15 protein-coding genes and 1 riboswitch are annotated in these 22,535 nt (G+C 65.6%); of the genes, 10 read left to right on the forward strand and 5 right to left on the reverse strand.

The window, feature by feature from the left end; all coding sequences use genetic code 11:
• Positions 1-52: 52 nt before the first annotated feature.
• A complete protein-coding gene (locus DU475_RS11235) occupies positions 53-1,255 on the reverse strand; it encodes a TrmH family RNA methyltransferase (RefSeq protein ID WP_164632207.1) in 1,203 nt (400 codons plus the stop codon).
• Positions 1,256-1,646: 391 nt separating this feature from the next.
• Here DU475_RS11235 and DU475_RS11240 point away from each other — a divergent pair, with 391 nt between their 5' ends.
• The 6 genes from DU475_RS11240 to DU475_RS11265 all read left to right on the forward strand — a co-directional run bounded on the left by DU475_RS11240 (position 1,647) and on the right by DU475_RS11265 (position 8,431).
• A complete protein-coding gene (locus DU475_RS11240; protein WP_142883270.1) occupies positions 1,647-2,873 on the forward strand; it encodes an NADP-dependent isocitrate dehydrogenase in 1,227 nt (408 codons plus the stop codon).
• A 131-nt stretch (positions 2,874-3,004) separates the two neighbouring features.
• Entirely contained in the window at positions 3,005-3,337 is a 333-nt protein-coding gene (locus DU475_RS11245; RefSeq protein ID WP_013501283.1) for a YnfA family protein, read from the forward strand.
• Positions 3,338-3,468: 131 nt separating this feature from the next.
• The gene (locus DU475_RS11250; protein WP_349644180.1) at positions 3,469-4,329 is read left to right on the forward strand and encodes a helix-turn-helix transcriptional regulator; all 861 of its coding nucleotides are present in this window, start codon (positions 3,469-3,471) and stop codon (positions 4,327-4,329) included.
• A 461-nt stretch (positions 4,330-4,790) separates the two neighbouring features.
• A complete protein-coding gene (locus tag DU475_RS11255) occupies positions 4,791-6,779 on the forward strand; it encodes a TonB-dependent siderophore receptor (protein ID WP_349644178.1) in 1,989 nt (662 codons plus the stop codon).
• An 18-nt stretch (positions 6,780-6,797) separates the two neighbouring features.
• Positions 6,798-7,328 (forward strand): hypothetical protein, encoded by a 531-nt coding sequence (locus DU475_RS11260; protein WP_013501280.1) that lies wholly within the window; start codon positions 6,798-6,800, stop codon positions 7,326-7,328.
• On the forward strand, positions 7,328-8,431 hold the full coding sequence (locus DU475_RS11265) for a PepSY-associated TM helix domain-containing protein (RefSeq protein WP_164632209.1): 1,104 nt from the start codon (positions 7,328-7,330) through the stop codon (positions 8,429-8,431). The genes DU475_RS11260 and DU475_RS11265 overlap by 1 nt, the downstream gene beginning before the upstream one ends.
• Positions 8,432-8,460: 29 nt before the next feature.
• Here the strand turns inward: DU475_RS11265 and ybaL are convergent, their stop codons facing one another.
• Positions 8,461-10,200: a YbaL family putative K(+) efflux transporter gene (gene ybaL / locus DU475_RS11270; protein WP_041807725.1), complete on the reverse strand. Its 1,740-nt coding sequence runs from the start codon at positions 10,198-10,200 to the stop codon at positions 8,461-8,463.
• A gap of 176 nt (positions 10,201-10,376) precedes the next feature.
• Between ybaL and DU475_RS11275 the strand changes: the two genes are divergently transcribed.
• Positions 10,377-12,149 (forward strand): cation:proton antiporter domain-containing protein, encoded by a 1,773-nt coding sequence (locus DU475_RS11275; protein ID WP_047309971.1) that lies wholly within the window; start codon positions 10,377-10,379, stop codon positions 12,147-12,149.
• 161 nt (positions 12,150-12,310) lie between these two features.
• Here DU475_RS11275 and DU475_RS11280 read toward each other — a convergent pair whose 3' ends face one another.
• Positions 12,311-13,066, reverse strand: a complete 756-nt coding sequence (locus DU475_RS11280; RefSeq protein WP_349644179.1) for a GNAT family N-acetyltransferase — start codon at positions 13,064-13,066, stop codon at positions 12,311-12,313.
• 1 nt (position 13,067) lies between these two features.
• Positions 13,068-15,740 (reverse strand): alanine--tRNA ligase, encoded by a 2,673-nt coding sequence (alaS, locus tag DU475_RS11285; protein WP_164632210.1) that lies wholly within the window; start codon positions 15,738-15,740, stop codon positions 13,068-13,070.
• Positions 15,741-15,968: 228 nt separating this feature from the next.
• Positions 15,969-16,076: riboswitch (glycine riboswitch) on the forward strand.
• Positions 16,077-16,209: 133 nt separating this feature from the next.
• Here alaS and gcvT point away from each other — a divergent pair.
• From gcvT to gcvP, 3 genes are all read left to right on the forward strand, one after another.
• Entirely contained in the window at positions 16,210-17,358 is a 1,149-nt protein-coding gene (gcvT, locus tag DU475_RS11290; RefSeq protein WP_164632211.1) for a glycine cleavage system aminomethyltransferase GcvT, read from the forward strand.
• Positions 17,359-17,367: 9 nt separating this feature from the next.
• A complete protein-coding gene (gcvH, locus tag DU475_RS11295; protein ID WP_013501273.1) occupies positions 17,368-17,733 on the forward strand; it encodes a glycine cleavage system protein GcvH in 366 nt (121 codons plus the stop codon).
• A 167-nt stretch (positions 17,734-17,900) separates the two neighbouring features.
• Positions 17,901-20,807 carry an aminomethyl-transferring glycine dehydrogenase gene (gcvP, locus tag DU475_RS11300; RefSeq protein ID WP_164632212.1) on the forward strand — a complete coding sequence of 969 codons (2,907 nt, stop codon included), beginning with the start codon at positions 17,901-17,903 and terminating at the stop codon, positions 20,805-20,807.
• A 267-nt stretch (positions 20,808-21,074) separates the two neighbouring features.
• On the opposite strand, the gene recA is transcribed toward gcvP, so the two are convergent.
• Positions 21,075-22,166 carry a recombinase RecA gene (gene recA / locus DU475_RS11305; protein ID WP_013501271.1) on the reverse strand — a complete coding sequence of 364 codons (1,092 nt, stop codon included), beginning with the start codon at positions 22,164-22,166 and terminating at the stop codon, positions 21,075-21,077.
• Positions 22,167-22,535: the final 369 nt, after the last annotated feature.

The raw sequence follows: 22,535 nt of genomic DNA on the forward strand, positions 1-22,535 counted from the left end.
CGGCGAGCCGCCGCTTGGTACGAAGCGAATCGCAGCCGGGGCGTGAAGTCAATCAGGCGCGCGCCAGCACCGCCTCCAGCCGCGCCAGCACGGCGGCGATGTCGCCGGTGACGTCGGTCGCCGCGACCAGCGCGACGCGATAGTCGCGCGCTTCCAGCCACTCCTTGCGCATCGCCCGGTCGCGGACGATCGCGTCGCTCTCGTCCGGATTGACCAGCTCGATCGCGATGCGGTGCGGGAACGAGACGAAGTCCGGAATGTGGCGGCCGACCGGGGTCTGGCGCTTGAAGGTGCCGGCGAAGCGGCGGTCCTTGCGCAGATGTTCCCACAGCAGCCGCTCGGCGTCGGTCGGGTTGCGGCGGAGCATGCGGGCGAGCCCGCGCAGCGAGCCGCCCTCGGCGTCGGGGCCGCCGGCCGCCGCGCGCTCGGCCAGCAGCGCGCGCAGCCGCGTCGCCTGTTCGCCGTCGAGCACGCCGCCCTTGGCCGGGCCCTTGCGGCCCTCGGCGATCGCCATGATGGCGCCGTGCAGGGTGTGGATGTCCTGCTTGGTGGGATCCATCCGGGTAAAGATGTTGCGCAGGTTCACCAGCATGGTGTCGCGCTTCTCCGGCGGGCGGAGGAACTCGACGCGGTCGAGCTCGGCCACGAGGTTGTCGAAGAACGCCTGCATCTGGTGCTGCGACGCCGGCTCGGAGCGCTCCGGCATCGCGAACGGCAGCGCGCCCCCCGTGGCGTGCTTGAACCATTCGTAGCCCATCAGCAGCACCGCCTGCGCCAGATTGAGCGAGGCGAACGCCGGGTTGACCGGGAAGGTGACGATCCGGTTGGCGAGCGCGACCTCGTCGTTCTCCAGGCCGTGGCGCTCGCGGCCGAACAGGATGCCGGCGGTGACGCCGGTCGCGATCGAGGCGACGATCTCCTGCGCGGCGGCCTCCGGCCCGCGCACCGGCTTGGCCTGGTCGTGGGCACGGGCGGTGGTGGCGAACAGCAGCGCGCAATCGGCTACCGCGTCGGCGACGCTGTCGAACAGCTCCACCGCATTCAGGATGTGATCGGCGCCCGCCGAGGCGCGCGTCGCGGCGATGTTCGGCCAGCCGTCGCGCGGCTTCACCAGCCGCAGCCGGGTCAGCCCGAAATTGCCCATCGCGCGGGCGCACATCCCGATGTTCTCGCCGAGCTGCGGTTCGACCAGAATCACCACCGGGCCGTCGAGCGCGGCCGGGGGCTTGGATCGGTCGGTACCGGAACCGGACATGGGCGTGGTCTTTCAAAAACGGGCGTCCCTCGGAGTGATCCGAGGCGGCGCGGGAGGATCGGGGGAAGCCGCGGCGCGCGGGCCGGACAGCGGCGGCCGCCGCGCCTTTCCGTTGCCAAGGCGGCGGCGATTTCTCAAGCAAATAGTGGATTTGGCTGCCGGTTTGAACCGCTGTGAAGTACGCTTGACACAGCGTGCGCCCTACCCGCTTCCGGTCGCGGCCCGCCTTGTGACGGCGGCGTTGCCGAGCCATGCGGAGCCGCGCTGCGAATCCGTCCAAATTGCCGCCGCATTCGCCTTTCGGCCGGTCCGGCGCGGTGCTATAGCGGGCGCGGCTTTAGTCCAATTCCCGCCCCTTTAAGCGCAGAATCACAAGAAGGCCCGATCCCGCATGGCGAAAATCAAGGTGAAGAATCCCGTCGTGGAACTCGACGGTGACGAGATGACCAGGATCATCTGGCAGATGATCAAGGACAAGCTCATCACCCCGTTCCTTGATGTCGAGCTGATGTATTTCGACCTCGGGATGGAGCACCGCGACAAAACCGATGATCAGGTCACCATCGATGCGGCGAACGCGATCAAGCAGGTCGGCGTCGGCGTGAAGTGCGCCACCATCACCCCGGACGAAGCGCGGGTGAAGGAATTCGGCCTCAAGAGCATGTGGAAGTCGCCGAACGGCACCATCCGCAACATCCTCGGCGGCGTGATCTTCCGCGAGCCGATCATCTGCAAGAACGTGCCGCGGCTGGTGCCGGGCTGGACCAAGCCGATCGTGATCGGCCGTCACGCCTATGGCGATCAGTATCGCGCGACCGACATCAAGTTCCCCGGCCCGGGCACACTGACGATGAAGTTCGTCGGCGAAGACGGCTCGGTGATCGAGCGCGAAGTGTTCAAGGCGCCCGGCGCCGGCGTCGCGATGTCGATGTACAACCTCGACGAGTCGATCAAGGACTTCGCCCGCGCCTCGCTGAACTACGGCCTGATCCGCAACTATCCGGTCTACCTGTCGACCAAGAACACCATCATGAAGGTGTACGACGGTCGTTTCAAAGACATCTTCCAGGAGATCTTCGACAACGAGTTCAAGGCCGAGTACGACGCCAAGGGCCTGACCTACGAGCATCGCCTGATCGACGACATGGTCGCGTCGGCGCTGAAGTGGTCGGGCGGCTACGTCTGGGCCTGTAAGAACTACGACGGCGATGTCCAGTCCGACACCGTGGCGCAGGGCTACGGCTCGCTCGGCCTGATGACCTCGGTGCTGATGACGCCGGACGGCAAGACGGTAGAAGCCGAGGCCGCGCACGGCACCGTCACCCGGCACTATCGCGAGCACCAGAAGGGCAAGGCGACCTCGACCAACTCGATCGCCTCGATCTTCGCCTGGACCCGCGGCCTCGCGCATCGCGCCAAGCTGGACAGCAACGAAGAGCTGGCTCGCTTTGCCGACACCTTGGAAAAGGTCTGCGTGGAGACGGTGGAAGCCGGCGCGATGACCAAGGACCTCGCGCTGCTGGTCGGTGCCGACCAGCGCTGGCTGTCGACCGAGGGCTTCCTCGACAAGGTCGCGCAGAACCTGCACAAGGCGATGAGCGAGACCAAGGCAGCCTGATCGGGCGCAGCGACTGAACAAGCGAAAGGCGCGGGCACGACTCCCGCGCCTTTTTCGTTGGCGGCGCAGTTCATCTATGGTTCGGAGCATCGATCAATGCGCAGCTTCACCGAAAGCCACGGCCAACGCCCATGACCTCACTCCTCACGTTCTGCGCTGCTGCGCTAATGGAGATCGCCGGATGCTTCGCGTTCTGGGCCTGGCTGCGGCTGGGCCAGTCGCCGCTGTGGCTGATCCCCGGCATGCTTGCGCTGGCGCTGTTCGCCTATCTGCTGACGCTGGCCGACAGTCCCCTCGCCGGCCGCGCCTATGCGGCCTATGGCGGCATCTACATTGCCAGCGCGCTGTTGTGGGGCTGGGCGATGGAAGGCAACCGCCCCGACCCATGGGACGTGATCGGCGCCGCGATCTGCCTGGTCGGCATGAGCGTGATCCTGTTCGGACCGCGCTCGCTGCCGGCGTAGGCCGCTTCTCGACCCTGACGCAGCTTGCATTTCATTCCGCACAGCGAACTTCGAGCTTTTCTCGACTCCACGCCGCGTCGTGGCGGTGTCGTCGCCGGGCTTCGGTGTCATAGTGTTGCTCATTGTCACCAGTGGTGTTCAACGGCGGAAGCATGACATTGGAGCACAGGTGGACGGGCGCGATCTCGCAGCTCGATCTGGCTAGCGGCGTTCTGCAACAGCCCGATGGGGATTGGGTCGACGAACAATTGCATCACGGCACCAAGGTGGTCGTCATCCTGCGCGGCGCGATGCGGGCACGGATCGACGGTTGCACCGGCGAGTTCAGCATCGCCGGCCCCACGGTCTGCGTCATCCGCTCGCCGGCCGATGCCTGCGGTCGGCAGATGGTGAGCGCCGACGAGCCACTGCATTACGTGATGGTCAAGGCGGCCCTTGAACCCGGCAGCAAGGCCGAGTCCGCAAGCGATCCGTTGGCGTCGCTGATCCCGATCGATCGGCCCAGCCTGCAATACATCGCGGCGCCCCGCGCGCTGCAGGCGCTGTGCACGCAGCTCGAAGTTTGCCCCTTCGTCGGCGCAGCGCGGGACCTGTTCCTTTCTGCCAAGGCACTCGAGATCCTCGCCTTGGCCTGCGAAGCGATCGAGACCAACTCCGCGATCGAGCCCCCGAGACCGTCACTTGGCGATGTCGAACGCTTGAAGAAAGCCCGCACCATCCTTCTGGAGCGGCTCGGGGCTCCACCGAATTTGCCGGCATTGGCCGCGGCGGTGGGATTGAACACCCGCAAGCTGACGGACGGTTTCCAGGCGGCTTTCGGGACCACCGTGAACGATTTCCTGCAAGACGCACGTTTGAACGAAGCGTATCGGCTGCTGTCGAGCGGCGCCACCAACGTCTCGGAGGCTGCGCATCGCGTCGGCTACACGCCAGCTTACTTCTCGGCAGTTTTCAGAAAGCGCTTCGGGATTTCTCCGCGCGACCTGCTGTAATTCCATTCAGCGAACGCCTGATCCCGCCGCCGGCGTAGAACCTTTGTAATCTTAAGAATTCGTCCGGAAATCAAAAGTCCGACGGCTTGTCGCATTCCTCACAGTCACGCTTCTGTGCCGCGTCCTGGAGGAATATCAAGATGACGACACAGCGCCGCTCCGCCGAACTACACAATTCACGACAGCTCGCGATACGCCGAGGCAGCAGACTCGCCGCCTCGTTGCCGATGAGCGCGCTGCTGTTGGTCGGCGCCGTCATCGAGGATGCACGGGCTCAGGCTACTACACCGACGCCCGCCGTCCCGACGGCGAGCGCGCTGCCTCCGGTGGTCGTGAGCGCACCGAAGCGCAGCAAGCCGAAGCGGGCCGCTGCTCGACCGGCAGCGATCGCCGCGCCGGTAGCGCCTCCCCGCCAGACGTCTCGCCCAAGCACTGCACGTGTTGCAGACGGACCAGGCTATGTGGCTAGGGCCAGCACGACGGGAACCAAGACCAATACGCCGCTGATCGAAACGCCACAGTCGGTCTCGGTGATCAACCGCCAACAGATGGACGCGCAGAACGTTCAGTCGGTGACCGATGCCTTGCGTTACTCGGCCGGCGTCGTAGCGACCACACCGGCGATCTCGCAGCGTTTCGACACGTTCAGCATTCGCGGTTTCGATGCCAGCAGCACCGGAATTCTCCGCGACGGCCTGCGCGGCACGACCGCCCAAGCCTGGCCGAAGACCGAGCCTTACGGTCTCGAACGCGTCGAGATCCTGCGCGGGCCGAGCTCGGTGCTGTACGGTCAGAACACGCCGGGCGGCCTGGTCAACCTCATCACCAAGCGACCGCTCGACACACCGGTTAACGAAGTGATGCTGCAGGGCGGCAGTTTCGACCGGCTGCAGGGGCAGTTCGATCTGAGCGGACCGATCGACAAGGACGGCCAGTTTCTCTACCGGCTGACCGGACTGGCGCGGGATAGCAATACACAGTTCAAGGCGATCCCGGACGACAAGCTGTTCATCGCACCGGCGTTCACCTGGCGGCCGGATATCGACACCACGCTCACCATTCTGACCGACTACAGCTACGAGAAGTTTGGTCCGCCGCGCCCGTACATTCCGATCCAGGGCACGCTGCTTCCGAACAAGAACGGGCAATTGCCGCGCAACCAGTTCCTCGACCAGCCCGGGCTCGCCAACGATCGCACGCAATACTCGGCCGGATACCTATTCGAGCGGCATCTCGACGACACCTTCACGATGCGGTCGAATTTCCGCTACGGCCACGTCGACCTTTTGACCAACACCGCGTCGGGTATGAACCTTGCGGCCGACCAGCGGACGCTCAACCGTGCGCTGTATCAATTCCGCATCGTCGGCGACACCTACGCGTCTGACAATCAGATCCAGGCCGACTGGTGGATGGGCTCGACGCAGTTCGTGTCACTGGCTGGCGTCGACTATCGCCGTTCGACCGAGGACTACTATCTCAACAGCGGTCGCGCTCCGTCGATCGACATCTTCAATCCCGTCTACGATCAACCGATCGGCGTGGCAGCCACACCAAACGCCTCGACGTGGCAGACCTCCGACCAGGTCGGCATTTACGGCCAACAACAGATCAAATTCGACGGACGCTGGGTGTTGAGCCTCGGCGGCCGGCAGGACTGGTCGAACACCGCCACAGATAACCGCCTCAAGAGCTCGACTGCGACGCAGGACGACAAAGCGTTCACCTACCGGGCCGGGCTGGTCTATCTCAGCGACGTCGGCCTCGCGCCCTATATCGGCTATTCAACCTCGTTCAGCCCGTTGCTCGGCACCGACTTCTACGGGCAGCCGTACAAGCCGACCACCGGGCGGCAGGCGGAGATCGGCGTCAAGTACCAGCCGGCGGGAGCGACCAGCTTCGTCACCATGTCGGTGTTCGACCTCTATCAAGAGAACGTGCAGACAACCGATCCGAACAACTCGCTCAATCGTCTTCAGGTCGGAGAGGTGCGGTCCCGCGGATTCGAACTGCAGGGCGTCGCCAATCCGATCGCAGGCCTCAATCTGGTGGCCTCCTACACGCACACCGACCTGACCGTGACGAAGAGCAATAACCTGGTTGAGCTCGGCAACCGCCCAACCGGGCTGCCTGCGGACACCGCATCATTGTGGGGAGACTACACTTTCCAAAGTGGAGCACTCACCGGCTTCGGCGCTGGCTTCGGAACGCGCTACGTCGGGGAGACGTTCGCCGATGCCGCCAACACCATCGGCGTGCCGTCCTACGTGCTGTTCGACGCAGCGCTGCACTACGACCTCGGCCAACTTCACCGCGACTTGAAGGGGATGCGGCTCGCCATCAACGCCACCAACCTCACCAACAAGCAGTACTACGTGAGCTGCTCCACCACGAGCTGCAACGCCGGCTTCGACCGCTCGGTCATAGCCAGCCTTCGCTACCGTTGGTGAGCTTTTAGGAGAAATACAATGCGCTTCATGACTTACGTGGCCCGGACCGCGATCGTTGCGGCGTGGGCGGCAACCATGCCGTGCCCCGCTTCGGCACAAGAGCTGCGGCCCGAGCTTACCCAAACCAACGTTACCTATCGCGGCGAGCATCGCTGGGCGTGGCGGTCGGAGGACGGCGAGACCGGCACCTTGCGCCTCGGCTTCACCGCGCTGCCGAGCGGCGATTATCTGGTCGCCGGCTCGTTGATGCTCGACGACGCCGAACTCGGCGCCGGCGGCTCTGCTCGGTGGCGGGGCGACCGCTTGATCGTCGATCTCATGGTCAGCGGCGGAGTTCGCGCGCAGGCTCCGGACGAGGCCAAGCAACGCCTATTCGCGAACGGAGAAGTGCCGAAGCAGATCGACTCGGCTGGTTTCGCAAGCTTTCGTGCCGAACTGTCGAACACCCTCGACGGTGTCAGCCAGCAATATCAGACCAACGTGGTCACCGGCGGCAAGGTACAAGGGCCCGTCTATCGCAACGGGGCATTGAAGCTGCTGTCGCGGTGATGACGCGCCCGGATCGCTCCGTGCGGCGGCTGTCGGCCCGCCGTATCTGGCGCATGCTGCACCTCTCGCTCGCCCTCACCGTCGGCGCTGCGTTTGCACTGATCGGGGCGAGCGGCGCGATGCTGGTCTTGAAGGAGCCGTTGCTTACACTTGAAGTCGGACGAGAGATCGTCAAACCGCCCCGCATGCCGGGGCGGCCGGACGCAGACGCCGACATGTGGATCGCGCGGGCGAGCGAGCACTATCCCGAGCTGAGGGTGATGGGAGCCAACGCGCCGGGCGCAGGCTTCCTGCCCGGCAACGCGGCGATCGTATTCGGTCGCCAGCCGCCGGGCGATCTCGGCGTGGTGTTCGTGCATCCCCAGAGCGGCGAGCCGCTCGGGCTGTTCGCGTTCGATCAATCGTGGTTCGCAGCGGTGGTGAATCTGCATCGCCGATTGCTGCTGCTGAGTTCGCTAGGCGCCGACGTGGTCGCTTGGTGCGGCATCGGCCTTGCGCTGTCGCTGCTGTCGGGCGTGTATCTGTGGTGGCCGCGGCAGCGAAAATGGTGGCGATCATTCTCTATCGGCTCATCGGCTGCCGGTCGGCGGCATCTCATCGAATGGCATGGCGTGTCGGCCGCATATCTGCTGGCGCCGATGCTGGTGCTGGCTGCAACTGGAGTGGCTCTCACCAAGCCGCAGTGGCTGGGACTGCCCGGCCCGGCACCGGCCAAACCAACGTCCCAGGCGACACCCCCGTCCTGTGCTGCGGGCAATGACCTGAGCGGCGCGTTGAGCGCTGCGGCGCGGGCTCAGCCCGGCAGGCAGATTGTCGGAGTGTTTCTACCGCGAGGCCCCGCCGGCGCTTATCAAATCAGGATGCGTTCACCGGCATCGATCCCCAGCGACCTGACCGTCGAGGTCAGAACAGGATGTGCCACGCCTGTGGTGGAAACGGTTGAAACCGACTCCGCGCTCCGGCGCGAGTGGCTGAACCCACTGCACACCGATCTGCGGCTCGGCCTGCTAGGACAGGCCGTCGTGTTCATCTGCGGCATGGCGTTGCCGGCGCTGTACGCGACCGGGCTGTGGTTGTGGATATGGCGCCGGCGGAACGGCTAAGTCCCTGCGGATACCCGTAGCCGTCTCGATCAGGCCGCTGCGCCGGCCGAAGCCGGGGCCGTGGCGCTATTGATCGCGATGGCGCTGGTCGCTGCATCGCTGCTGGCGGCATCGAAGCCGAGCTTGGCGATCATCGCACGGGCGATTTCGTCTTCGCCCATGATCACCAGATTGGCGCCGTTGCTTTTCAGATGCGCCACTTCCTCGGCCGAATGCGCCCGGGCGACGATCAGGAGGCCGGGATTGACTGCGCGAGCCTTGCCGACGATCTGACCGCTCTCGAACGCGTTGGGGATCGCCACGACCAAACCGCGTGCATGAGCAACATCGGCTTCGTCGAGAATCTCCTGGGCGGCGGCATTGCCGTTGATCGCAGTGACGCTCTCGCGCTGCAGCCGCATCACCCGTTCGTCGTCGTTCTCGATCACCACCAGATCGACCCCGGCGCAGCGCAGCACGGTGCCGACGTTGGAGCCGACCCGGCCGTACCCGACCAGCACGATGTGGCCGCGCGGCGGCGGCGGGGCAGCGGCCGCCGCCGCCAGCTTCGCCGCCTGCTTGGCAGCTTCCGCGGCCGCCGCAACCTTGGCGCTGAAACGATCGAGTAGAACGAACATCAGCGGATTGAGCATGATCGAAATGATCGCGCCTGCCAGCACCAGATCGCGGCCGCGCTCGGGCATCAGGCCGAGCGCGACACCGAGCCCGGCGAGGATGAAGGAGAACTCGCCGATCTGCGCCAGCGAGGCGGAGATCGTCAGCGCCGTCATGTTGGGATGGCCGAACAACCGCACGATCAAGAACGCGGCGATCGATTTTCCAAAGACGATGATCAGCACGGTGACGATCAACGGCAGCGGCTCGCGGACGACGATGGCGGGATCGACCAGCATGCCGACCGAGACGAAGAACAGAACCGCGAACGCGTCGCGCAGCGGTAACGTCTCGTTGGCGGCGCGGTGACTGAGCTCGGACTCCGACAGGATCATGCCGGCGAAGAACGCGCCCAGGGCAAGCGACACGTCGAACAAGATCGCCGCGCCGAACGCAACGCCGAGCGAGATCGCCAGTACCGCCAACCGAAACAGCTCGCGCGAGCCGGTATGCGCGACGTAGTGCAGCATTCTCGGAATGATCCGGCGGCCGACCACCAGCATGAACACCATGAAGGCGGCGACCTTGCCGAGCGTCAGGGCCACCTGCCACAGCACCGACTGCCAATCGGCGCTGTTCGCCTCACCCTTGAGCAGCCCTGCGACCGCCGGCAGCAGCACCAGCGTCAACACCATCGCGATGTCTTCGACGATCAGCCAGCCGACCGCGATCCGGCCGCGCTCGCTGTCGATCAGGCGGCGTTCCTGCAGGGCGCGCAACAGCACCACGGTACTCGCCACCGACAACGCCAGGCCGAACACCAGGCCGGCGCCGAACGGCCAGCCGAGCGCGTGGCCCAGCCCGAGCCCGAGCATCGTCGCGGCCCCGATCTGCACCACCGCGCCTGGAATCGCGATCGCCCTGACCTCGAGCAGATCCTTCAGCGAGAAGTGCAGACCGACGCCGAACATCAGCAGGATCACCCCGATCTCGGCGAGTTCGTTGGCGAGTTTCTGGTCGGCGACGTAGCCCGGCGTAAACGGACCGATCACAACCCCGGCGAGCAGATAACCAACCAGCGGCGAGATTTTCAGTCGCTGCGCCACGACGCCGAAGGCGAATGCCAGCACCAGACCGGCCACAATGGTGGAAATCAGAGGGGTGTTGTGCTCCATCGTGCCGTTGTGCGGCATGACGCCGCGACCGTCCACCCGAACGAGGGCTACCGATCGCCGCAGTGCGCGCGCCAGATGGAACCCGCCTTTAACCGCGAATCGCGATCTATTGCCGCAGACTGCGACGATTTGATCGACGTCGTCGCCCCCCGCTACCTCACGTGATTGATGGATCGATGGCAGTCGAAAACGGTGTCGGAGTTTACCGCGAAGCCCTGGTGTTTCTCGGGACCGCAGGCGTCTTGATCCCGGTGATGACGCGGTTTCGCGTCAGCCCGGTGCTCGGCTTCCTCGTCGCCGGCTTGGTGCTCGGCCCGCACAGCCTGGGCCGAATCGGTGCCGACGTGCACTGGCTGAGCTACGTCACCATCACGTCGCAGGAGGCCGTCGACCGGCTCGCCGAGCTCGGTGTCGCCTTTCTGCTGTTCACCATCGGCCTCGAACTGTCGTTCGACCGGCTGTGGACGATGCGCCGCCTGGTGTTTGGACTCGGTATGTCGCAGGTGGTGCTGACCACTGCGGCGATCAGCGGCATAGCGTTGGCGTTCGGCAACACGGTGGAATCCAGTCTGGTGATCGGCGCCTGTCTGGCGCTGTCCTCGACCGCGATCGTGCTGCAGCTCCTCGCCGAACAGAAGCGACTGGCGACGGTCGCCGGCCGCAGCATCTTCGCTGTGCTGCTCGCGCAGGATCTTGCGGTGGTGCCGATCCTGTTTCTGATCGTGGTATTCGGCAAGGCGGCCGGCGACGCGGCGGGCGGCGGCAGTACAGGCGCGGTGTGGCTCGGCCTGGCGATGGCGCTGGTGCAGGCCGCCGCCGCAATCCTGCTGATTATCGGCTTCGGCCGCCTGGTGCTACGGCGGCTGTTCCGGATGGTCGCCTCGACCAATAACCGCGAATTGTTCATGGCGACGATCCTGTTCGTGGTCGTCGGCACGTCGCTGGTCACCCACGTCGCCGGACTGTCGATGGCGCTCGGCGCGTTCCTGGCCGGGCTGGTGCTGGCGGAAACCGAATTCCGCCGCCAGGTCGAGGTCGATATCGAACCGTTCAAGGGCATGCTGCTCGGGCTGTTTTTCATCTCGGTCGGAATGCGGATTGATCTGGCCGAAGTGGCTCGCTATCCGGCGATGGTGGTCACCTCGGTGATCGGCATGACGGCGCTGAAGGCGATGGTGATCGCCGGCCTGGCCTGGATGTTCCGGCTGTCTCGACCGGTGATCGCCGAGGCCAGCCTGCTGCTCGCCGGCGGCGGCGAGTTCGCGTTCCTGGTACTCGGCCTCGCCAGTTCCAGCGGTCTCGTCACTCGCGAGGTCGAGCAATTCATGCTGCTGGTGTCGTCCGGCACCATGATGATGACGCCGTATCTGGCGCGGCTCAGCCGCAAGGCCAGCGCGCGGGCCCGCAACGCAGTAGCGGTAGCCGCCGGCCACACCGATCCCACCCCGGGCGATTCCCCACGCATCATCCTGGTCGGCTATGGCCGGGTCGGCCGCATCGTCGGCGACATCCTAACCAAGCAGGGCAAGCCGTTCATCGGCATCGATGTCGATCCCGAAGCGGTGGCACGGGCGCGCAAGGCCGGGGTCAATGTCGTCTACGGCGACGCCACCCAGCGCGCGTTTCTGCGCAAATGCGGGCTCGGCGACGCGCCGGCGATGGTGGTGACGATGCACGATGCCGCGGCCGCAGAACACGTCGTCGCCGCGACCCGTGCCGAGCGCGCCGATCTGCCGATCATCGTCCGCGCTCGCGACGCCGACCACGCCACCCGGCTGTTCAGCCTCGGCGCCACCGAAGTGATCCGCGAAGTGCTCGAAGCCAGCTTCGAGATCGCCTCCACCGTGCTGCAGTCGCTCGGCGTGCCGGCCGGCAAAGTGATCGCTGCGATCCACGAGGAGCGCGACATCCGGAAGAAGCGCGTCCGCGAAGGCGTCACGGCGGACTAGGACGAATGGTCTCCGGTTCCGGTACCCATTCTCTCGTTCGTCATTCCGGACGCCGAGCAGCAACGATCCGCAATCTTCAGGATATTTTGCTCAGTGCTCAACCGACCGAGATTCCAGGTTCGCGAACCATCGCTCGCGCCCGGCGTGACGGGGCGAAGCAGTTACTTCGTTGGTGCGCGGCGAAAGTGGTAGCGGTAGAGCTCCTGGTCGAACCCGAGGCCGGCGTACAGCGCACGGCCAGCGGAGTTGTCGACCACGACCTGCAGGCAGGCGCCGGTGGCGCCTTGTGCAGACGCCCAGGCGAGCAGCGCGGTCATCAGGTGCCTGCCAAGGCCGTGGCCGCGCAGCGCTTCGTCAACCACCACCGACTCGATCACCACCAGATCGCCGTGCAGCACACCGCAGGCTGTGGCGACGATGCGACCGTCCTGGCGGAGCGCGAAGAAACCGGTCGGTAGCGGGATCGCATCGACCACACGGGCGTAGACCGACCCATGCGACGGCGACTGCGCCTGCAGCCGCGCGATGGCCGCGAGCCACTCGGCATCGGCGCGTGGGGTGATGGTGACATCCGGTCCCACCGTGGCGAAGCTCTCGCGCGAAAGATCGCGATACAGCGTGCAGGCTTCACCTTCGGCGGTGAAGCCGCGGGTTTCGAGTTCACGTTCGACTTGCGGCGGCAGCAGCGACACCAGCCGCACGATCAGCGGCAGCGCTTGCGCGCGATAGAGCCGATCGAAAGCGTCGAGCTGCGGCGCGATCGTGGCAATGGCCGGATGCAGCGGATTGGCCGAATTGATCCGGCGAGACACGCCGTCGCCGAACCGCAGCAGCCAGTCGCCGATCAGCGCGCATCGCAACGACGGCCAAGCGTTGTGGCAGGCCTGTTCGACCTGCCACGCCAATGCGTGATCCACCTCAGCCGCCGATGGCGGCCGCGATCGCTTCCAGTGCGGCGCCGGCCTTGGAGCCGTCGGGACCGCCGGCCTGCGCCATGTCGGGCTTGCCGCCGCCGCCCTTGCCGCCGAGCACTTCGGACGCCTTGCGGACCAGATCGACCGCCGAGAACCGCGACACCAGATCCGGCGTGACGCCGACCACGATCGACCCCTTGCCGTCTTCGCTGGTCGCCACCAGCGCGATCACACCGGAGCCGATCTGCTTCTTGCCCTGGTCGACCAGCCCCTTGAGATCCTTGATCTCGATGCCCTGGACCGTCCGCGCCATCAGTTTGACGCCGCCGATTTCGCGGACGTCGGAGGCCGCTGCACCGTCTCCGGAGGCCGAACCGCCCATCGCCAGCTTCTTGCGCGCCTCGGAGAGTTCGCGCTCCAGCTTCTTGCGCTCGTCCATCAGCGCGGCGATCCGCGCCGGCATGTCGTCGAGCGTGGTCCGCAGCTCGGCAGCCGCCGTCTTGGCGGTGGAGATCGCCGCGTTGGCATTGTGCCGCGCCGCACGACCGGTCAGCGCCTCGATGCGACGGACGCCCGACGCCACCGCACTCTCGGCAGTGATCGACACCAGGCCGATGTCGCCGGTGCGCTTGACGTGGGTGCCGCCACACAGTTCGACCGACCAGCCGAGCGCGTTGGAGCCATGCTCGCGCGCCGCCTTCCCCATCGAAACCACACGGACTTCGTCGCCGTATTTCTCCCCGAACAGCGCGCGGGCGCCGGCCTCGCGGGCGTCGTCCACCGCCATCAACCGGGTCACGACTTCATCGTTCTCCAGAACGATATCGTTGGCGATGTCCTCGACCTTACGCAGCTCGTCTTGGGTAATCGGCTTCTGATGCACGAAGTCGAAGCGCAGCCGGTCGGGCGCGACCAGCGACCCCTTCTGGGCGATGTGATCGCCGAGCACCTGGCGCAGCGCCTCGTGCAGCAGATGCGTCGCGGAGTGATTGGCGCGGATCGCCGAGCGGCGCGCGTGATCGACGTCGAGCGCGAGCGCGTCGCCGAGCCTGATCGTCCCCTGCTCGACGGTACCGAAATGCACGAACAGATCGCCGGCCTTCTTCAACGTTTCAGTGACGGCGAAGCGCACACCATCGGCGGTGAGCACACCGGTGTCGCCGACCTGACCGCCGGATTCGGCGTAGAACGGCGTCTGGTTCATCACGATCGCAGCGGCATCGCCGGCCTTCAGCACGTCGACCTCGGCGCCGTCTTTGACCAGCGCCATCACCACCCCCTCGGCGATCTCGGTGTCGTAGCCGAGGAACTCGGTGGCGCCGAACTTCTCACGAAGTGAAAACCACACCGCCTCGGTCGCGGCCTCGCCCGAGCCGGCCCACGAGGCGCGTGCCTTGGCACGCTGGCGGTCCATCGCGTCGGTGAACGAGGCGATATCGACATTGATGCCGCGGTTGCGCAGGGCATCCTGGGTCAGATCCAGCGGGAAGCCATAGGTGTCGTACAGCGTGAACGCGGTCTCGCCGTCGAACATGTCACCCTTCTTCAGGCCGGCGCTCTTTTCGTCGAGGATCGCAAGGCCGCGATCGAGCGTCTTGCGGAAGCGGGTTTCTTCCAGCCGCATCGTCTCTTCGATCATCGCCTCGGCGCGCACCAGCTCTGGGTAGGCCTGCCCCATCTCGCGCACCAGCGCCCACACCAGCCGCCACATCAGCGGCTCGCTGGCGCCGAGCAACTGCGCGTGACGCATCGCACGGCGCATGATCCGGCGCAGCACGTAGCCGCGGCCTTCGTTCGAAGGCAGCACGCCGTCGGCGATCAGGAACGACGACGAGCGCAGGTGGTCGGCGATGACGCGGAACGACGCGGCGTCCTGTTCGGTCGGGCCGCGGCCGAGCGCCGACGCGGTCGCGTCGATCAGGCTGCGGAACAAGTCGGTGTCGAACACGCTGTCGACGCCCTGCAGAATGGAGGCCATCCGCTCCAGGCCCATGCCGGTGTCGATCGACGGACGCGGCAACGGCACGCGCTCGTCCTTCGTCACCTGGTCGTACTGCATGAACACCAGATTCCAGAATTCCAGGAATCGGTCGCCATCCTCATCGGGGCTGCCGGGCGGGCCGCCGAAAATATGCTCGCCGCGATCGATGAAAATCTCCGAACATGGGCCGCACGGGCCGGTGGCGCCCATCGCCCAGAAATTGTCGGAGGTCGGAATCCGGATGATGCGGTCGTCGGAGAAGCCAGCGATCTTCTTCCAGTAGCCGGCCGCCTCGTCATCAGTGTGATAGACGGTGACCAGAAGCTGGTGCTTGTTCAGGCCGAAATCGCGGGTGATCAGCTCCCAGGCGAGTTCGATCGCACGCTCCTTGAAGTAATCGCCGAACGAGAAATTGCCGAGCATTTCGAAGAAAGTGAGATGCCGGGCGGTATAACCGACATTATCGAGGTCGTTGTGCTTGCCGCCTGCGCGCACGCATTTCTGCGAGGTGGTGGCGCGCTGATAGGAGCGCTTCTCCAGCCCGGTGAACACGTTCTTGAACTGCACCATGCCGGCATTGGTGAACATCAAGGTCGGGTCGTTGCGCGGCACCAGCGGCGACGACGACACGATCTCGTGGCCGTTCTTGGCGAAGTAGTTCAGAAACGTAGACCGAATTTCGTTAACGCCGCTCATGTTCGTCCAATCACCCGGAATGCCCGCGAAACGCCCGCCGAACCCACCTCTTCCGGTGTCATGCCTTTTAGACGCGGGGGGGCGCGCTGTCTAGAAAGTGGGCATGGATTCAGTTGTTTGCCAGCCGGCGGGCCCCATTCCACGGACCTTTACGAAGACCCGTTGATAGCTCGCTGACCCGCGTTGACAGCCTTGCTGAAGCCGTGTTTGTGTCCTACCTACCTAAGACTAAGTCGCGTCGGGAGAGATCGGCCCAACCCTTCAGTGAAGGGGGGGGCCGGCGCCGAAGGAGCAACCGCCCCGGAAACTCTCAGGCAAACGGACCGTGCGGCTTGATGACATCTGGAAAGAGACTCTGCCGGGCGATCCCGGGACGGGTCCGCCGACGGGATAATGCTCTCAGGCACAGCGACAGATGGGGCTCGAATGGTGACGAGAAATCGGTCTCGGGAACCTTGGGAGCCTGGATATGCTGGCGGGTGACGACACCCAATCTTTGAAACGCACGCCCCTCTATGCGCTGCATGCGTCGCGTGGCGGCAAGATGGTGCCCTTCGCCGGCTACGACATGCCGGTGCAGTACGCGCTTGGCGTGCTGAAGGAACATCTCCACACGCGCAGCGCGGCCGGCCTGTTCGACGTCTCGCATATGGGCCAGATCGAACTGCGGGCGAAGTCCGGCAAGCTCGAAGACGCCGCCCGCGCGCTCGAAGCGCTGATCCCGCAGGACATCGTGGCACTGCCGCCCGGCCGCCAGCGCTACGCGCAGTTCACCAATGAATCCGGCGGGATTCTCGACGACCTGATGGTCACCAATCTCGGCGACCGGCTGTTTCTGGTGGTCAACGCCGCCTGCAAGGACGCCGACGAAGCGCATTTGCGGGCGCATCTGGCGGACGCCTGCGACATCACCGCGCTGACCGATCGGGCGCTGATCGCGCTGCAGGGCCCGAAAGCCGAAGCCGCGCTGGCGAAAATCTGTGCAGACGTCACCACGATGAAGTTCATGGATGTCGCCGAGCTCAGCCTCGACGGCCTTGCCTGCATCGTGTCGCGCTCCGGCTACACCGGCGAAGACGGCTTTGAGGTCTCGGTGCCGGCTGACGGCGCCGAACGGCTTGCGACCGCGCTGCTCGACAACCCGGACGTGCTGCCGATCGGACTCGGAGCCCGGGACAGCCTGCGGCTGGAAGCGGGGCTTTGCCTTTACGGCCACGACATCGACACCACCACCACACCGGTCGAAGCGGCGCTGAGTTGGTCGATTCAGAAGAGCCGCCGCGGTGGGGGCGCCCGCCCCGGCGGCTTCCCCGGCGCCGCGGCGATTCTTGGTCAACTCGACAGCGGCACCGCGCGGCTGCGCGTCGGCCTGCGGCCTGAAGGCCGCGCCCCGGTGCGCGAAAACGCGCCTCTATTCGCCAGCGCCGTTTCCGCCGAGCCGATCGGCACCGTCACCTCCGGCGGCTTCGGGCCGAGCCTGAATGCACCAGTGGCGATGGGCTACCTGCCGGCCGCGCTGGCCGTGCGCGACACTGTCGTTTTCGCCGAAGTGCGCGGCCAGCGTCTGCCGCTGCGCGTCGTGGCAATGCCGTTCGTTCCGAACACCTACAAGCGCTGAGGACTTGTTATGACCACGCTCTACACCCCCGATCATGAATGGCTGAAGATCGAGGGCGATGTCGCCACGATCGGTATCACCGACTACGCCCAGGAACAGCTTGGCGATGTGGTGTTCGTCGAGCTGCCGAAGGTCGGCCGCGCCGTGAAGAAGGCCGAAGCCGCCGCCGTGGTGGAATCGGTGAAGGCCGCCTCCGACGTCTACGCACCGATCACCGGCGAAGTGCTCGAAGTCAACGAGACGCTCGGCACCGAGCCCGGCTTGGTGAATTCCGACGCCGGCGGTGCGGCGTGGTTCTTCAAACTGAAGATCGCCGACAAGAGTGAACTCGACGGTCTGATGGACGAGGCCGCCTACAAGGCTCACACGGCCTGACGGATCGTCCGTTCGCGTGAATTCGTCATTGCGAGCGAAGCGAAGCAATCCAGTTCCAGCTTGCTGAGTCTCTGGATTGGTTCGTCGCTTCACTCCTCGCAATGACGCAGTTGAGATTCCCGAGCAACCCGCTTTTGCGGGCCGTTGCATTTGACGAGGACCAGAGCATGCCGCATCGCCGACCGATCGACGCCGCCAACGACTTCGTGCGTCGGCATATCGGGCCGTCGCCGCAGGACATCGCGGCGATGCTGGCGACGGCCGGCGCCGGCAGTCTGGAGCAGCTCGTCGCCGAGACGCTGCCTTATGCGATCCGGCATCGCGAGCCGCTGAAGCTTGGCGCACCGCTGACCGAAAGCGAAGCGTTGGCACATATGAGCGAGCTCGGCGCCCAGAACCAAGTGTTCACCTCGCTGATCGGTCAAGGCTATTACGGCACCATCCTGCCGACCGTGATCCAGCGCAATATTCTGGAAAACCCCGCCTGGTACACGGCCTACACGCCTTATCAGCCCGAGATCAGTCAGGGCCGGCTGGAAGCGCTGTTCAACTTCCAGACCATGATCTGCGACCTCACCGGGCTGGACGTCGCCAACGCGTCGCTGCTCGACGAAGGTACCGCCGCGGCAGAAGCGATGGCGCTGGCCGAGCGCGCCGCCGCCAAGAGCGCCAAGGCGTTCTTCGTCGATGCCGATACCCATCCGCAGACCATCGCGGTGCTGCGCACCCGGGCCGAACCGCTCGGCTGGCGGATCATCGTCGGCGATCCCGAGACCGAGCTGGAAGGCGCCGACGTGTTCGGCGCGCTGCTGCAATATCCCGGATCGTCGGGGCGTTTGAGCGATCCGCGCGCGGTGATCGCGGCGCTGCGCCAGAAGGGCGCGCTGGCCGTGGTCTCCGCCGATCTGCTTGCGCTGACGCTGATCACCCCGCCGGGCGAACTCGGCGCCGATATCGCGATCGGCTCGGCGCAGCGCTTCGGCGTGCCGATGGGGTATGGCGGGCCGCACGCGGCGTTCATGGCGGTGCGCGACAGCCTCAAGCGCAGCCTGCCCGGCCGCATCGTCGGGCTGTCGATCGACAGCCACGGCCAGCCGGCCTATCGGCTGGCGCTGCAGACCCGCGAGCAGCACATCCGCCGCGAAAAGGCGACCTCCAACATCTGTACCGCGCAGGTGCTGCTGGCGGTGATCAACGCGATGTACGCGGTGTATCACGGCCCCGACGGCTTGGCCGCGATCGCGCACCGCGTCCACCGGCGCACGGCCGTGCTGGCGGCCGGCCTTCGGCAACTCGGCTTTGCACCGACCCACGGCACATACTTCGATACGCTGACCATCGAAGTCGGTGATCGCCGCGACGCCATCGTGGCGCGAGCGGAGGCCGAAAAGATCAACCTGCGGATCAACGCGTCTTCGCTCGGCATTTCGCTCGACGAGACCACCACGCCGGCGGTCGTCGAAGCGCTGTGGCGAGCCTTCGGCGGATCGCTCGACTACGCCGCTGAGGAACGTGACGCCGGCGACTCGCTCGGCGCCGCGCTGCCGGCGGCGCTGAAACGGACCAGCGATTATCTGACGCAAGCCGCGTTCCAGGACTATCGTTCGGAAACCGAACTACTGCGCTACATGCGCAAGCTGTCCGACCGAGATCTCGCGCTCGACCGCGCCATGATCCCGCTCGGCTCCTGCACCATGAAGCTGAACGCCACCACCGAGATGATGCCGCTGACCTGGCCCGAATTCGGCAGCCTTCATCCGTTCGTGCCGAAAGCGCAGGCCGCCGGCTATCACGCGCTGTTCGCCAGGCTTGAAACCTGGCTCGCCGAGATCACCGGCTATGATGCGGTGTCGCTGCAGCCGAATTCCGGCGCGCAGGGCGAATATGCCGGCCTGCTGGCGATCCGCGGCTATCATCTGTCGCGCGGCGAGCCGCATCGCAAAGTCTGCCTGATCCCGTCGTCGGCGCACGGCACCAACCCGGCCTCCGCCGCGATGGCCGGCATGGACGTGGTGGTGGTCGGCTGCGATGCCCATGGCGACGTCGACGTCGATGACCTTCGCGCCAAGGCCGAGGCGCATTCGGCAAACCTCGCCGCGGTGATGATCACCTATCCGTCGACCCACGGCGTGTTCGAAGAGCACATCCGCGACATCTGCGACATCGTCCACGCCCATGGCGGTCAGGTCTATCTCGACGGCGCCAATTTGAACGCTCAGGTCGGCCTCGCCCGCCCCGGCGATTACGGCGCCGACGTCAGCCATCTCAATCTGCACAAGACGTTCTGCATCCCGCACGGCGGCGGCGGCCCGGGGATGGGCCCGATCGGCGTCCGCGCGCATCTGGCGCCGTTCCTGCCCGGCCATCCGGCGGAAGGAGAGCCGCTGAACGGCGGCCTGCACGGCGGCGGCACGGTATCTGCCGCGCCGTGGGGCTCGGCGTCGATCCTGACGATCTCCTACATCTATATCCTGATGATGGGCGCGGCCGGCCTGAAGCGCGCCACCGAGATCGCGATCCTCAACGCCAACTACATCGCCGCACGGCTGCAGCCGCATTTCCCGGTGCTGTATCGCAATCAGCGCGGCCGGGTCGCGCATGAATGCATCGTCGATCCGCGGCCGCTGAAGACCACCGCCGGGGTCACCGTCGACGACATCGCCAAGCGGCTGATCGACTACGGTTTCCACGCTCCGACCATGAGCTTCCCGGTTCCCGGCACGCTGATGATCGAGCCGACCGAGTCGGAATCCAAGGCCGAGATCGACCGATTCTGCGACGCCATGATCGCGATCCGCCGCGAGATCGCACAGGTGGAGGACGGCCGCTACAAGATCGAACAGTCGCCGCTGCGCCACGCCCCGCACACGGCGCACGACGTCACCGCGGCGGAGTGGACCCGGCCCTATCCTCGGACCGAGGGCTGCTTCCCGGCGGCGAACTCGCGCACCGATAAGTATTGGAGCCCGGTCAGCAGGGTCGACAACGTCTATGGCGACCGCAACCTGATCTGCTCGTGCCCGCCGGTCGAGGACTACGCGCTGGCGGCGGACTACGCACGGGCCGCTGAGTAAGGGCGAGCGGAGAATGTCGGCGGACGTGGATTAGCGCCAAGCAATCATCCTTCGAGGCTCGCGGCGCGCCCTCAGGACGGCGAATTCCATTGTTGCTCGCTGAAGGACCCGTCGTCGCCCACTGCGAAAACCAGACCGGCGAGCACTGCTGCCCCCCCTGGAACAGGGAGGCGCAGAACTCGCCGTTTTCAAATGCTTTGTCCGCAGCGGCGCGAGCGTGCGCCGGTTTCACCTCATGCGGCCGGTGCGAGCCGGCCGCATCCGCGATCAATCCTCCGCCGGCTCCTCGCCGTCGGCATCGCGCTCCGGCAAACCGGCGAGGATCTGTTCGGCGATCAGGCCGGAATTCTGACGGATCGCCGCTTCGATCTTGGCGGTCATGTCCGGATTGGCGCGCAGAAACGCCTTGGCGTTCTCGCGGCCCTGACCGAGCCGCTGGCTGTCGTGCGAAAACCAGGCACCGGACTTCTCGACGATGCCGGCCTTGACGCCGAGATCGAGGATCTCGCCCATCTTGGACACGCCCTCGCCGTACATGATGTCGAACTCGACCTGCTTGAACGGCGGCGCCAACTTGTTCTTCACCACCTTGACGCGGGTCTGGTTGCCGACCACCTCGTCGCGCTCCTTGATCGCGCCGATGCGGCGGATGTCGAGCCGGACCGAGGCGTAGAACTTCAGCGCGTTGCCGCCAGTGGTAGTCTCCGGCGAACCGTACATCACACCGATCTTCATGCGGATCTGGTTGATGAAGATCACCATGGTGTTTGACTTGTTGATCGAGGCGGTGAGCTTGCGCAGCGCTTGGCTCATCAGCCGGGCCTGCAGGCCGGGCAGCGCGTCGCCCATCTCGCCCTCGAGTTCGGCGCGCGGCACCAGCGCCGCCACCGAATCGACGATCAGCACGTCGATGGCACCGGAGCGCACCAGCGTGTCGGCGATTTCCAGCGCCTGCTCGCCGTGGTCGGGCTGCGAGATCAACAGGTCGTCGACATTGACACCAAGCTTACGGGCATAGACCGGGTCGAGCGCATGTTCGGCGTCGATGAAGGCGCAGATGCCGCCTTTCTTCTGCGCCTCGGCGACACAATGCAGCGCCAGCGTGGTCTTGCCCGAGGATTCCGGGCCGTAGATCTCGACGATCCGGCCCTTCGGCAGACCGCCGACGCCGAGCGCAATATCGAGCCCGAGCGACCCGGAGGAAATCGTCTCGATCTCCATCGCGCGGTCGTTCTTGCCGAGCTTCATCACCGAGCCCTTACCGAACTGGCGTTCGATCTGGGACAGCGCGGCGGAGAGCGCCTTGGATTTGTCCATGGAAGAACCTTCGACGATACGCAATGCGGTGGGGGCAGCCATCAACGTGCTCCTTATGGACGGATTCGCCAAACGGACAAACAGGCACCGGTCTCAGCCGGCAAATTCAATGTACTCTATTTGTTCTCAGTTCGCAATATGTTCTTCTGGCGGCGATCGGGATTTCCTATCTGCAACGGCGACCGGACAGCGAGATCCGGCAGCGTGCCGGCTTAGCCAGATATCGTCACCGAAATGAGTTGTGTCAGCGGCCCTTCACGCTTTCTCAACCGTCCTTCGCCACAATGGAACGATGGACAGCCTTCTTGCCACTCCCACACTCCCTGACAAGGTGCGCGTGCTGTGCAGCCGCTGCCGGATGCCGTTCCGGGAGAAGGTCAAGAACATGCGGGAGGGGTTTCAGACCCAGTG

The sequence above is a fragment of the Rhodopseudomonas sp. WA056 genome (genome assembly GCF_010906995.1).
In the GTDB taxonomy this organism is placed as follows: domain Bacteria; phylum Pseudomonadota; class Alphaproteobacteria; order Rhizobiales; family Xanthobacteraceae; genus Rhodopseudomonas; species Rhodopseudomonas palustris_G.

Bases quoted from the DNA above. Each gene is read 5' to 3' on its own strand.
- DU475_RS11260 (WP_013501280.1), top strand. From the start codon at position 6,798: ATGCGCTTCATGACTTACGTGGCCCGGACCGCGATCGTTGCGGCGTGG.
- DU475_RS11265 (WP_164632209.1), top strand. From the start codon at position 7,328: ATGACGCGCCCGGATCGCTCCGTGCGGCGGCTGTCGGCCCGCCGTATC.
- gcvT (WP_164632211.1), top strand. From the start codon at position 16,210: ATGCTGGCGGGTGACGACACCCAATCTTTGAAACGCACGCCCCTCTAT.
- DU475_RS11275 (WP_047309971.1), top strand. From the start codon at position 10,377: ATGGCAGTCGAAAACGGTGTCGGAGTTTACCGCGAAGCCCTGGTGTTT.
- DU475_RS11240 (WP_142883270.1), top strand. From the start codon at position 1,647: ATGGCGAAAATCAAGGTGAAGAATCCCGTCGTGGAACTCGACGGTGAC.
- gcvH (WP_013501273.1), top strand. From the start codon at position 17,368: ATGACCACGCTCTACACCCCCGATCATGAATGGCTGAAGATCGAGGGC.
- DU475_RS11245 (WP_013501283.1), top strand. From the start codon at position 3,005: ATGACCTCACTCCTCACGTTCTGCGCTGCTGCGCTAATGGAGATCGCC.
- gcvP (WP_164632212.1), top strand. From the start codon at position 17,901: ATGCCGCATCGCCGACCGATCGACGCCGCCAACGACTTCGTGCGTCGG.
- recA (WP_013501271.1), bottom strand. From the start codon at position 22,166: ATGGCTGCCCCCACCGCATTGCGTATCGTCGAAGGTTCTTCCATGGAC.
- ybaL (WP_041807725.1), bottom strand. From the start codon at position 10,200: ATGGAGCACAACACCCCTCTGATTTCCACCATTGTGGCCGGTCTGGTG.
- DU475_RS11235 (WP_164632207.1), bottom strand. From the start codon at position 1,255: ATGTCCGGTTCCGGTACCGACCGATCCAAGCCCCCGGCCGCGCTCGAC.
- alaS (WP_164632210.1), bottom strand. From the start codon at position 15,740: ATGAGCGGCGTTAACGAAATTCGGTCTACGTTTCTGAACTACTTCGCC.